This window comes from Pseudomonas sp. Q1 (assembly GCF_009935975.1).
Lineage (GTDB): Bacteria > Pseudomonadota > Gammaproteobacteria > Pseudomonadales > Pseudomonadaceae > Aquipseudomonas > Aquipseudomonas palleroniana.
Window position 1 is genome coordinate 257600 of the sequence record NZ_QODI01000008.1, and the last position, 12566, is coordinate 270165.

The window sequence follows — 12566 nt, forward strand, 5'->3', positions numbered from 1 at the left end:
GGCCGGAAGCAGGGCCGCGTCTGTCATAGAACCGATTGTCACGAATGATCGCAGAGATCAATGAACGTATTGAACTGCTCGGGGTAATCTCGGCAGGCTAATATCCGTCGCGGTGCGCTTCACCATCGAACTCGTAGCCGTGTTACTTCGTTGAGACGACCGCCATTCGGGAGATCATCGCTGATAGCCTGATAGGAATTGGTATGGTGTTTGGAATTGTTGCCGTCTAATCTTTCTAGTACCCCGCATTATGCGGTCATGCTAGAGCCTGACCAGAACCAGGTCGCACGCCCGGTTCTGGCTAGACTGTAAGCGCTTTTACTTACGCGCCGAAAACTCAGCTATCCAGTTGTGCAACGCTGTAACATCAGCCTCAAACACCGCCAGCTCAAGCGCGCTGCTCGGCAGTTCTTCTGATTGAGCATGCTCGAATACGGAGTAGCGGGTCATCAGATCATCAATGAATGAGCAGTCATCAGTGGTTACCTTGGCAACCTTATGTAGCTTGCCCTGGGTATTGATCGCGCGGCGGAAGCGGCCCACCACATCTGCCAGCAGAATGAACTCGATCGTTTTCTCCACGATGATTCTGAAATCACTACAAGCGCTCTTTGCGAGCACCTCATAGCTATCGACTTCGGCATTCTCCTGGTGCTTCTTCAGGCGCTTGATCGTGTGGTCGATCAGGCCCTTCACCGCGTTAGCTGGTTTGGCGTCTCGGGCGCTTTGAGTAGCCACGATGCCGGCGGTTTTGTCCATCCTGCGAAGAGAGGTGAGTGTAGGCTTCACGGTAGGCATGCCGGAAGTTTTGGACAATTTGTCCGTGACGGAATCCACCAAAGAAACCAGTGACAGACGGTGGGTAAAAATGATGACCTGCCTTGTATGCGATAGCTGCACCAGGCGCTCCACGACTTTCTCTTCGAAATCCTGATCGAGTGAAGAGATCGGGTCGTCGAAAACGAAGGGGGCCAGCTGGTTGGAGCCCGTTGTATCCGCCAGGAACGCAGCGAGTGCAGCTATCCGTGTCTCGCCCTCGCTCAGAATGTACTCTGGGCCATGTGCGCCATGAGCTCCCACCAGATTCAATCCGAATGTGATTTTTCCTTTACCCCCAGATTTGCTCTGCGGCGATACGGGAATGCGACGACCTCCCAAGAGCTTCAGCTAGTTCACAAACCGAGTCTGATAGCCAGCATCCAACTCTGTCTTGGCAAGCTCGTTTTTCTTAGAGGTCAGCGAGTTCGTTGCTGCCGAGCGTGATGCCTTGTCTAGGGATGCCACTGCGGTGAGTCTGGTTTTCTCGGCCGCGATCGAAGACTTGTTCTGCGACAGCCATTGTTTAGCTTGAAGCGTTTGCACTCGCTGCTGCATGGCCTGGCGATGCTCATCCTTCTGCAGGGCTGCCAAGCTTGCTTCTTCAGTAGCCAAGGTCGCGGATTTCTTCTTCGCCGCCTCGTTAATTTTGACCAGTCAAAAGGTTGCTGGCCGTCCAGAGGGGTACCTTGTGCAAGTCGTTCAAGGCGCGTCTTCAGCAAGCTGAGCCAAGATTCGGCTTCCGCCTTCTCGAAGCCCAGCGTGGACATATGGACGAGCCAATCCGCTTGGGAAGGAAGGGCAGGGATACGACGCTTACGATCGGCTAGAGCTGTTTCAGCTTTCTTTGCGGCTGTTTCCAGGCCGTCGGTGACAAACTTTTCAAACCCAGCCAGCCGTGCCTTTGCTGCATCGTCGAGGTTTTGGTGGCAAAGCACGCATCGTGAGTCAGGTGAGACATTTGGGAAAGCCGACTCAGGATAAGCTGCGGCGGTGGAGTACGCGCGAGCGTGCTCCCACATCTGCTGCCAGGTTGCTGAGCCGACACCCTCAAGCTCTGCTTTCCCAAAAATAGCTGTCGCAGCCTCTTCACTGACTTTTCGTGCTTTCACGGCTTTGTCGTTCAAGTCGACTAGCTCGAGCGCAGTTGCATCGTTCGATCCTAGCTGGAGGGTCGACATCGTCGTTTCGATGCTTTTCAGTGCGGTTTTTTCTTTGCCTATAGCCTGGAGTCGGCCAGAAATATCCTTCTCGGCGAGGAGTGCTTCTTTCTCGATTCGCTCACGATCAAGCTCCTCGGTGTAAAGGCACTCTTTGTCTATGCTCGACGCTGTAGTCGTACTTTTGAGTGTCTGCAACCATTTCGCCTCGGCAGTGGAAGAGAGGGAGCCAGGCACGGCAGGGAGGGCTCCCTTCAGTAGATCCTTCTCCCTAGTTAGCTCCGCGTTTACTGCGTCGGCGGTGGTGATGAGCGCCGACACAAATTTCATGCGGCTTGGCTCGTAGCAAGCTTCAGTTCGCCCCATGTATTGCTGAGCGGCTTTACTGTCGAAGATCTGGGCCTGCCTCATAGCTTTGTGAGGGCCGCTTGGGATGTCCCAATGGACATCAACAGAGTTTCCGTCCACTGAGACTTTGAAGTGAGCACGGCATTCCGTGGGGTTAGGATCGAAGACATTGCTCCGTATCTCGTCCTTGGAACGAGATCCGCAAATCTGCTTCAGTAGTCGTGCGAACCCGCTCTTGCCAGTGCCGTTCTGACCGTAGATGACAGCGAGGTTCGAGCTGCCGAATGGAAGATTGGCTCCAGCCTTGATGGCGTTCAGGCCATGTACGTCGAGAATTTCATCGATCCTAACTGGGGGTCTGGTTGCGGCCTGGGACAATGTGCCAGGTACTATGCTCAGAAATCCTGAATCAGGTTGGCCTTTGGCCTCAAGCTGGCAGAGCCTAGACAGCTCTTTGATTTCCCCTTCGTTCAGTTGGCGCTTCGCATCGATCATCATGCGTGCAGCAGTCTGCAGCCACTTCGGCCGACCATTTAGCCAAGACTCAAAGTCATCCATCACTACCGGCTCTTGTTCAATCGTCGACATTCTTCCTATCTCACGGCTAAATCTGTGAGCGTAGGTGCGGAATGGCTTTTGGCCAGTATTTGGTTGGGGACTTGGCAACAAAATGTAACTTGGGGAAATGGGCCTCAGATAAGAGGCATGCGTGAGGAGGGGACGATCGCCACTTTGGCTCTGGCGGCAAGTTAACGTGCCCCATGAAACTACTTGAGGGAGAGATGGGATGGGAAGGCAAGCGTCCGGCCTATTTTGGATCTCGGTAGCGTTTGTTCTCGCCGCTTTGGCTGCGATCCTATTTGATGTTTCTCTTCCTTCTAGGACGTCATCAAGCTGAAATTTTTGGAAACCTTACGCCTTCGAGATGGCTCGAAGATGCAGCAGGTTGTTCCGTACAGTGACTTCCTCGCCCCAGACGCAACTTACCGTCCGATCTGCACGGCCCGTTTCAGTACCCCAGGTGTGACTTGATCGTGGGGGGTAAATGCTTCTTTTTTTAGGTAGGCAGCCACTACCCCGATCGTTCGCATTTACCGTCATGATGGCCTAATGGTACTGTCAGCTGCCCGCCGCGCTGTTGCGACAGGTCAACGGAGGTTCGACGTATGGGTGCAATGGAAAAGACGTTGCCGTCCTCGCCTTTTCTGGCGGGTGGGGCTACGACGCGAACTGGTGAGGATGAGGTCCCAGGCTACTACTCCACTGCCCTTGACATGTGGGTTGTCGATACCGCGGAGGGCGTAAAGCCCATCATCGCTCAAGGGGCGTTGAGCGAGCTCCTCACCAAGACGAAGGTAAATGCTGAGCAGGATGATGAGGCTACCTGGCAATTGGAACTGATGACGAAGACTGCCCAAAACGTTGAAAGCGATGACGAGCACACTCGGGAAGCAAACCATCTCCTTCAGCTCGTGACCAAGACCGATTCGACTACCGAGCGCGACGACCGCTGCGAAGCCACTCATATCCTTGAGTTGATCACCAAGACCAATGTCCAACTGGAGCACGACGACAATGGCGATCCCACTTTCGGACTGGATACCCGGTACTACGAAGGCTAATGGTGGAGGCGCTCATGCTGTTATTGGTTACCAACCGTCGTGATATCACGATGGACTACATTGTCGCCGAGTTGCGTCGTCGTAACATTCCATACTTTCGCGTGAACACGGAGTTGCTCCCACAATCCTTGTGCACCATGGATAGTCATCCTCGCACAGCATGGTCAATTACGCTGGATGGCAAAACCATCCGCGGTGACCAAGTGACGGGCGCCTACTTCCGTCGGCCTGGCGCACCCATCGTGCCTGATGAGGTGGTCGATCCGGGAGAGCGAGCCTACATTGAAGCCGAATGGAGCAGCTTTCTAAAGAGTCTCTATACGCGTCTGGATGCCTGTTGGCTGAATTCTCCTGCCAAGATTTTCATCGCCGAGGACAAGCCGCTTCAGCTGTTGATGGCTCACGAGATTGGCTTTAACGTGCCGGCCGTAGTTATCACCAACGACATTGGATCAGCGCGCCAGATTACCCGGGTTGGTCAAGCCATTAGCAAGCCGTTGCGTCAGGCCGTTTTGGCTGGTGAACGCGAACGCGTCATCTTCACCAAGCGCCTTGGTACCTTGGACGACGGTCAGGCAAAAGCGATGGCATTGGCACCTTTCATTGTCCAGGCCGAGGTCTTGAAAAAATATGACGTCAGGGTCACCGTAGTAGGCGAGCGCCTCTTCGCCACTGCGATCTGGTCGCAGGAACACAGCGAGACCGAAGTCGACTGGCGCCAAGGAAGCAGACCGGATTTACGGCACGAGAAAATCAATCTACCTGCCGAGATCGAACGGCAATGTCTGGAGCTCGTCTCGAGTCTAGGACTGCGCTACGGGGCAATCGATTTGATCTGCGACCGACAAGGCAAACTGTGGTTCCTAGAAATCAACCCGAACGGCCAATGGGCATGGATTGAGAATCTAACCGGGTACCCAATCGCTTCCGCTATTGTGGACAACCTTGTCGGTATTTCCCATGGCTGATGGGTGGGGGCGGTTGAACCGGTTAATACGGTGGACATGGCCGGTTGTGGTCGATCTGTCTCCAGCACAAAAAGCTGCTGATGATGAATGGATGCGTAGCATCGGGACATCGGTAAGGCAGGGGAATTGGGCGAAGGACAGCGAGGTTGCGCTTGATGAGTCTCGCCGCCTTTTCGATGCTGAGGTTGATCGGCGAAAGGGTGCTGATGCCAAAGCCGGCATTTACCTTGCCGCGATCACGGCACTTATTCCTGTCTTGGTCTCCCTGCTGCCAAGCCTTTGGAATGACAAGTTGAGTAAGGTACTTGGCTTCACAGGGCTCTTCGTCTTCGCCTGGGCAGTTGCGTATTTGCTGCGCGCCGGCGCATGGGCATTCAGCACATTAAAGGTAGCTGGGTTTACTCAGCTTGGGCCTGGTGAAATCGCCGCGAGCTGGAAAAAAGACAGCCCCAAAGCGGCTCTCGCCAAACAGCTATCAATAGCCGTCCTCTGTAACTACCCACTCGTGAACAGAAAAATCACTGGGATCAAGATGACTCATGAATATCTCTTGAGGGCATTCCTGGGCTTCACACTGCTGATGGTTATCCAGGTGGTGTGGCCGGTCGGGACTTGGCTGGTGGAGCAGGGCATCCGCTTGTCCAAGCCTGAGGCGATCAATCCCCTGATCATGTGCTTTTCGTGAGCAAGGGAAGCTCTTGAGCATCCTTGTCTCAATGGGGTCGATGTGCATACCGACGGAGGGGCAGAACAGCTGCTCCTAGATGCCGACCACATACATTTTAATGACATGTATCGAGGGATTCTCCGCGGTGACGCTCGGAGGGCTCAATGCGACACGTAGGCTGGCCAACAGAATCAAGGCCCGACAAGGCAAGTGACCTTGCCGACATTGGCTCCAGGCGTTGAGTCCGCGGGAATTAGCTCAGGTTCATGATAAGCCCTCGGCAAGGTTCCACTTCAGTGGAGACTTGACCTGAAGTCCAGAAGCTACGGTTCGAGGGGGTCGCAGTGCGCCAGACAACCCTCGCAAGCGCAAATCGATTTCGCGCATGCCGCGCTCTGCGATTCGCACAGGGGTACTGAGGAGTTTCGACATACCGAAAGAAGGTAGGTTGCTTCAAGCTCCATCGTGAGGAAGCAGTCATCACAGCAGGAATTCAGACTTGTCAGGGGGATGTTTTTTCCGCAGTCTGTGCGCTTGAAGCAGAAGATTTGAGGAGGGTAAAGCATGGAAGATCAGCAGCTTAAACGGCAGCTGAATGGAATTGCTGCCGACCTGAAGTGGTCAGCGGTAGAACTCGCCCGTATTGCCGAAAGGCTGAGTCACTCAGGCAATGATCCCGATGCCCAAGCCTTGCAACGAATGATCACGGTTCTGCGCAAGGATGAAGAAAGCCTCGATGCACTAGGGGATCAAGTGCGAAAGGGGCATTTGAGTCATCAAAAGGCAGAAGTGAACCTCTCCTGATCCACGATATTGCCATTGGATGGCTTTCCACAGAATCGTCGAACCGTTTGGTAGTCCCTCAACCTCCGACCAATGGAGCACCCCGGAAATTTAATTTGTTTCGATTTTAAGAAAAGGATTATCGGGGGGTACCAATTCGAAAAATAGTTTCGGCTCAGATATCAGGTACCCCTTCAAGATGGTTTTCTTCCTAGGACCTCGCACTTGGCATGCCCAGATATTCAGGCCGTCGTCACGCTTCCTATGGATCTTCAGTTTTTCGAACTGCTTTTGTACCCAGCGCCATTCTTCAGATTCGTGGTCTGTCCCTAGAGCGACACTAGGAAACTCCTGAGCGTAGCGTTGGAAGAGGCCCGGTGTTACTAGAAACACAGTCCCGTTCACGGTGTGTACTTTTGCCTTGCTGTCATTGATGATCAGCTTGTGACTCTGGATACCTTCCTTGACCCAATTGAGGAATACCTGACCGGGATTTCTCGCAGGGGGGTTTGAGCTTTCGAAAGTGCTTTCTGAAGGTGCATCAGTGGTCCCAGGCGCTACCAAATCAAACATGTCCAGAAGTGTTCCGAGGTCGTCATCAGCATCTTCCATCGCTAGTGAATCGGGCAGCGATGGACTTTGAGTTGATCTTGGACTGATAGCGTTGGGCGCTGTTGTCACGTTAGACGAATTGTCATCGATGGCCACGCTCACGGTTCCGCTGAAAGTTTCGGGACGGACTTCGCTCCCCCAAATCAAAGCCGGTTGTAGGCGAAGAAAGGTAAAGCTCTGCTGCCAGTTGCCCTGTGCGACGAGCGCGGTCCAGATAGCTTTGCCTTCCGAAGTCGACTCGACTAATCCATGCGATTGCAGTTCGTCGAACACAGCAATGTTGGACGAGGGAATGCCCTCAATCGATTGCGCCAGCAGATAGGCCCGTAACTTGTCAGTGACCGTCTTGCTGACGAGCCACAGTGCGTCTTGAGTCAACCAACCTGCGGCACCCGGCTGGTTGAGTTTCAGCTCGTGTTGAACCAGGTGACGCAGTCCGCTGATCAAGTGGTGTTGCAGCGAATGAATCGGTGCTTGCAGTGCCTTGCTCGGGTTGCCACCGATGTTCTGCGCGGTGGAGATGCGGTCGGCCTGAATGACCAACTCGCCCAGCACGCCGGCGCGTTCGTACTGACCGGCCAGGACGTACAGCAGACTGGCCCACAGCGACGGAAATCCACTGAGCCAGTCCAAGATAGGTCGGTCGAGAATTTGGGTGTAGAGCAAGCCTGCGGCGGCGCCGTGCAGGAGGTAGTCACGGCCTTTGAGGTAGCGAAAACGGTAGGGCTGATCCAGGGGACCCTGCCAAGGGTGCCAAAGACGGCCATCCTGGCGTTCGACCTGCAGGTCCACGGCGATCTTGCCGATATCATGGAGCAGGGCGCCATAAGCAATACCCGCCGACCAGGCGTCGGTCTGGGCGGCTTGGTCTTCGGGCGCGGCGCCGGTGGGCAGCAGATACGACTGACGCAGTTTCAAACTGCAAGCGACCAGCTCCAGGCCATGGTCGAGCATGCCGCCGAGATACGCATGGTGGTGTGTCTCGCTGGCTGGAAGTTGCTGGACCTGTTCGGCGTAGCTATGGATCGGGTTTAAATAGAGCCAGGTGAATTGCGCTTGAGAGAGGGCGGTGTACTGCCAAATCCGATCGAGCAACTGACGGCGGTGCTCCGCAGCTAACAAACTGAGGGCCGACTCGACGGGCAGGTAACCTTCGGCGACGCTCACGGTCGGTGGCGGAGTGGGCTTCTGCTTTTTGTGGCGAAACAGATTGAGCATCGTGACCTCCGGGAAGTGGCTGGGTCAGTGGCCTTTTAGCCTTTTCGGATAGGGCTCTTACCCTTGAATTCCCATTCCCTTCCAACCCTTACCCGTCCTTTTGGCTCGTGTCCCTTTGTGCGGCAATCGAAATATGGATACCGCTAGGCATCGATTTGTTGGGAGGGCTAGTACGGAAAAGAAAAGAGTCGGTACACTGCGGTGCATATTTTTTGGGTCTTGCCATGAACCTCACTGACGCCACGCTCGTGCTGCTGCTCGCGGCACGTATCCATGGGACCGACGAAGCCGTCCGGGCCTCGGCGAAGAGCGTGGTCAAGAAGTTGCCGCGCAGTAAACGCGATCTGATTTACAAGGTGATCGACAGCCGTAGTCCGCTCGAGCTGGTGGATTTTCTGGCGCAGAACCTGGATACGGAATGACAGGCTGCTGGTGTGCGCGCCTCTCTTGTTCTTCGCGTCAGAGTCCCTCAGTGCGGGGCTTTTTTCTGAGCGCAGAAAAAAGGGCTCAACTCGCGTTGGGCCCTGTGAAACGTTTGCAGTGGTGAGGTAACAATTAAGCTCCGTCGTTCATGCATAGTGAGTCATCCAAGACCGCTTGCTTCAGTTGCTGCTCCAGGTGGAGAACATACTCCGAAGCGCTTCGGGCGTGACCACTGGCGCGAAAGATCGCACGCTTATCAGCCTTGAGCAGGCCGAGCCAGGAGTCGATGTAGCCCTCGTGTCGCAGCTCTCCCTGTATACCGGTGTAGGCACATAAAAAAGCAGCGCCCATTTCGGCGATCAACTCCTCAAAGGCATAGCCTGGCGAGCCGAACGGACAGACTGACGTCACCCCTTCGCGCTGCAACCGAGCGTGATGCCCGGTCCAGTGCGTCAGCTCGTGCAGTGCGGTGGCGTAGTACCCACCTTCGTCGTGAAATTGCGCTTTTGTCGGCAGTTGGATGAGATCCCTGATCGGCTGGTAAAAGGCTTCGTCGGCAGATCGATGAACGATGTGTGCACCCGAACTTAACAGCAGATTTTCCGCAGCACTGTTGGCTAGGAAGGGATCGGTCAGGTCCGTATCGAGTAAGGTTTCGTTGAACGTTTCGAGCCCCTCCGTTTGCTCGATGTTGAACAGAAAATGCGTCCTGAGAATGCCAAAGTGAGCGACCTTGGGTTGACCGTTCTCATCGAGGACCGGTTGGCCTGACTCGGTCTGTTCCTCGCGCTCCATTGGCTTGTAGAGCACCGCCAGGGTGCTGTGCTCACCCTTACGGATGTGCCCACCGGCCTTTCTGGCTTGGTTGAAGGTCAGCCAGCGATCTTGAGTGAACCCCTGCAATCGGGCCTCGGCCCAGAGCAACGGTAAATTGATCCCCGAATAGGGACGCTGCGTGATGGCGTTGATGGGGTAGGGGTGATGATGACCGACGTAAGCTGAGCCACTTGAGGACCAGGGTTTGATCCAGGGGGCAACGCCTTGGTCCAACGCAGTAACGATCTTGTCTGTCACGTCTTGGTAGATATCGCGCATGGCATTTTCCTCGAGAGAAAACGGAGGAACGCCTTGCCCGTCGGGGAGGGTTCCCCGGTGGGTGATGGTTGGATTGATGCAGGGGTTGCATACCGTCTGAGTGTGGATCGGGGTGCCGAGTACGACTGTATGCGTTTAGCGTTGATGTTCTCCTGCAAGCGCTATCAGCAAGGCGTTAGGCTGGCCTGGCTCTAGGAGCAGGCTTAGGCTCAGTTGCAGCAACGGGTTTTGGCGTGGATGACCCGTTGACGCGATGTGGGCTACCTCGAACAGCAAATAGGGCTCGTGTGGATAGGCCAGGTGAGCCTCGAAGGCTGCGCGCAATATGTTGGTCAGCCGATCGACCTGCAGCTTCTCAGGATGACCTGAGCGCTCGAGCAGTACTGCGCGTTGCCACGCGCCAGGCGTAAACACAATGGGCAACTGTAGGGTGTTCAGTGCTTCCGGCGTAAGTGAGTCGGACATGGTGTGCCTCCGTTGAAAACGCGAAGAAACCTGTCCCGTGCGGGAGATAATTTCCCCGCGGTGGGTTGAAGAAATACAAGAAGGTTTGCCTGGCGAGCGGAGCTCGGAAGACGCTCAAAAGAGCAGTAGGCATTCACCACCGTAGAAACGGTGACCGTGCGAGCTACCGAACGCTAATCGCACTTGGGGAAGAACCATCACCGAAGTGGTGTAGCCTTGAAGGTTCTGGCTACCTGGGCAGGTGCTGTTGATAACAGCGATCCGTACCTTGTATTTAGCCGGACGATTTATCTGGGTCAATCACTGTGGAGAGGTTGTTTCATGGGGCTTGTCTTCTGTCTTCCAGTGAGGATTTTTTGGCTGGGCAAGCTGATAAACGGTCAGGCACGGGCCGATTTCAGTAGTAGGCTGTTACTCCTGTCTCAATCATGAAAACGCTCAGAAGAGGGCGAGACCATGCCGATTCAGCAACCTGTTCAGAGTTCACGTGCCCACCGCTGGGCGTACGCCTGTGGTATGTCGGTAAAGCGTGGGTATCGCAAATTGAAAGCGTTTGAGTCCCGTGTGGCTGAGCGTGCGGTGACGGCAGGTATGCCCGCAGGTAAATTACTTGTTCGCGGGAGTTTTCTGATTGCCCAATTGGCGCTGCTCGGAGCATTTCTTTTTGTTAGCTTCTGGTTGTTTGTGCTGATGTGCACATTCGTCGCATTAGCAGCTATCCCAGTTCAACATTCAGACACTCCAGGTATTGATGATCTCGATGATCCAATGCATAGGACATCTTGGCCTGAGCGGTACGATAAATGGGGTTCACTGAAGTAACCCTGTGGTTATTTTGAGCCCTATTTACCTGAAATAATTCTTGCTCCGCTCATCAACTGAGAGGTCCCGCTAGAGCTCGCTGTCTGCGCAGCCTGGGTTCCCCGGCTGAGCATTCCTTCTACACCTGAACCTACGCTATACCCAGCCCAGCTCATGGCGGCTAGAAAAACCATTGGCAGCACGATGAACATCGCCCCCATCACATACTCGATCACCTGCGCCGTGACCGTTCCATCCATAAACCCGGATGTGGGCAACGACAACAGCACCTGATTGGACGCCGAAACTTGGTTGTACAAGGTGTCGAGCATGCTGGAGTCGACCCAGCGTGCTAACTCCCACCAGAAGGTCAGCATGTGCAGTGTGAACAGCGCGAACGTCACGGTCATGACGGTCTTCAACTGATAGGTACTGACCAGCAATATCAGCGGCAAGCTGATGATGATGCCCATGATCAGGAAAGCCTGCACCATCGGCAGGGCGGCGCGTAGCGCATTCATCGCCGGGAAGTTGCTGAAGGAGCCGAGGGCCAAGCCGGTATTGGTGGCCAGGTTATTAAGCCCCTGATTGATCGAGCCGCCACGAGCGCTGGAGCCATAGTCCTGGTACACCTGTCCGGGTGACATGGACAGCGATTGCTGGCGCGGGCTGACCAGTTCACGCAGGGTCGCATCCTCGATCTCGTTGCTCGAACGACCAGTCAACCAACCTTTCAGCTGAGTCAGCAGCGAAGGATCGACCTGCTGGATCAAGCGCTCGCGCAAGCCGACACCGCTATCACTCCACCACTGCTTGCAGGTGGGGTAGCCCGCGCCATTCTCCAGCCGCGGTAAAGAAACATCGCGTTCGTCATACGGCCAACTGACTCGCGGTGTACGTGAGCGATCGGTGTCGTAGTAGCCGGGCGCGTCGAGAAAATAGCTTGAGCCGATCCAGGACGCGTCGTGACTTTGTGCCTTGTCCAGCTGAGGACGGTTGGTGAACAGCCGAGAGCGGGAGTAGCCATAGCAGTCGCGGGAGAAGTCGGCGACTTCTTGCAGCAGCACCTGGTTGTCGATGCGCGAACTGTCGATCTCCATGCGCATCTGCCGGATATCCGGTGCACAGGGGATAGCTGCGGTGGCCGCAGCGGTCACGCCTTTACTCAAGGCATGCACCAGAAACCACCAGATCGGTACGTTGGCGGAACGTTCGCCGATGGTATTGAAGGTGGCACTCCAGGCGGTTTCCACCGGCTTGGCCACACTGACACCGCAGCGCTGGCTCGCCGCATCGTCGAATGCCATTGAGGCGAGGCTCAGCGGAAAGACCGGTGCGCAGCAGAACAACACAACGATGTAGGCCAGCCACAGCCGGTTTTCAATCCGAGGTACCGAGAGCAGGCCCTTGTTGCCTTCATCCGCGCCTTGCTGACGGGCCGACAACCATTCTTGCAAAATGATTGCGCCAAAGGGCGCGGCGAACAGTCCAGTGTCGGACAGGACGCTCCAGAGGCCGTTGTTGATGATCCAGGCCAGCAGGGAGAGGTAAAACTCCAGGTAGCTGTTGGTGCTCATGAGCATGGTGG

At 55.2% G+C, this 12566-nt stretch carries 12 protein-coding genes; 6 read left to right on the forward strand and 6 right to left on the reverse strand.

The window, feature by feature from the left end:
- Nucleotides 1–318: 318 nt before the first annotated feature.
- Together DK870_RS29840 and DK870_RS29845 are read right to left on the reverse strand one after the other, a co-directional pair.
- A complete protein-coding gene (locus DK870_RS29840; protein ID WP_305987038.1) occupies nt 319–1089 on the reverse strand; it encodes a hypothetical protein in 771 nt (256 codons plus the stop codon).
- A 182-nt stretch (nt 1090–1271) separates the two neighbouring features.
- Complete coding sequence (locus DK870_RS29845; RefSeq protein WP_305987040.1) at nt 1272–2912, reverse strand: hypothetical protein; 1641 nt, start codon at nt 2910–2912, stop codon at nt 1272–1274.
- A gap of 578 nt (nt 2913–3490) precedes the next feature.
- Between DK870_RS29845 and DK870_RS29690 the strand changes: the two genes are divergently transcribed.
- The 4 genes from DK870_RS29690 (at nt 3491) to DK870_RS15035 (ending at nt 6385) form a co-directional block, all read left to right on the forward strand.
- Complete coding sequence (locus tag DK870_RS29690; protein ID WP_256679861.1) at nt 3491–3946, forward strand: hypothetical protein; 456 nt, start codon at nt 3491–3493, stop codon at nt 3944–3946.
- 14 nt (nt 3947–3960) lie between these two features.
- Entirely contained in the window at nt 3961–4914 is a 954-nt protein-coding gene (locus DK870_RS15025) for a hypothetical protein (protein WP_161548990.1), read from the forward strand.
- Between the two features lie 46 nt (nt 4915–4960).
- Entirely contained in the window at nt 4961–5599 is a 639-nt protein-coding gene (locus tag DK870_RS15030; protein WP_232000884.1) for a hypothetical protein, read from the forward strand.
- Between the two features lie 546 nt (nt 5600–6145).
- Entirely contained in the window at nt 6146–6385 is a 240-nt protein-coding gene (locus DK870_RS15035) for a hypothetical protein (RefSeq protein ID WP_161548992.1), read from the forward strand.
- 90 nt (nt 6386–6475) lie between these two features.
- Here the strand turns inward: DK870_RS15035 and mobH are convergent, their stop codons facing one another.
- Nucleotides 6476–8194, reverse strand: coding sequence for a MobH family relaxase (gene mobH, locus DK870_RS15040; RefSeq protein ID WP_161548993.1), 1719 nt, complete (start codon nt 8192–8194; stop codon nt 6476–6478).
- A 224-nt stretch (nt 8195–8418) separates the two neighbouring features.
- Between mobH and DK870_RS15045 the strand changes: the two genes are divergently transcribed.
- Nucleotides 8419–8616 (forward strand): hypothetical protein, encoded by a 198-nt coding sequence (locus tag DK870_RS15045; protein ID WP_032803416.1) that lies wholly within the window; start codon nt 8419–8421, stop codon nt 8614–8616.
- Nucleotides 8617–8749: 133 nt separating this feature from the next.
- Here DK870_RS15045 and DK870_RS15050 read toward each other — a convergent pair whose 3' ends face one another.
- Entirely contained in the window at nt 8750–9712 is a 963-nt protein-coding gene (locus DK870_RS15050; RefSeq protein WP_161548994.1) for an ArdC family protein, read from the reverse strand.
- Nucleotides 9713–9847: 135 nt separating this feature from the next.
- Nucleotides 9848–10177, reverse strand: coding sequence for a hypothetical protein (locus tag DK870_RS15055; RefSeq protein WP_161548995.1), 330 nt, complete (start codon nt 10175–10177; stop codon nt 9848–9850).
- Nucleotides 10178–10633: 456 nt separating this feature from the next.
- On the opposite strand from DK870_RS15055, the gene DK870_RS15060 reads away from it, so the two are divergent.
- Entirely contained in the window at nt 10634–10999 is a 366-nt protein-coding gene (locus tag DK870_RS15060; protein ID WP_161548996.1) for a DUF3742 family protein, read from the forward strand.
- 20 nt (nt 11000–11019) lie between these two features.
- Here the strand turns inward: DK870_RS15060 and DK870_RS15065 are convergent, their stop codons facing one another.
- Nucleotides 11020–12561, reverse strand: a complete 1542-nt coding sequence (locus tag DK870_RS15065) for a conjugal transfer protein TraG N-terminal domain-containing protein (protein ID WP_161548997.1) — start codon at nt 12559–12561, stop codon at nt 11020–11022.
- Nucleotides 12562–12566 lie beyond the last annotated feature (5 nt).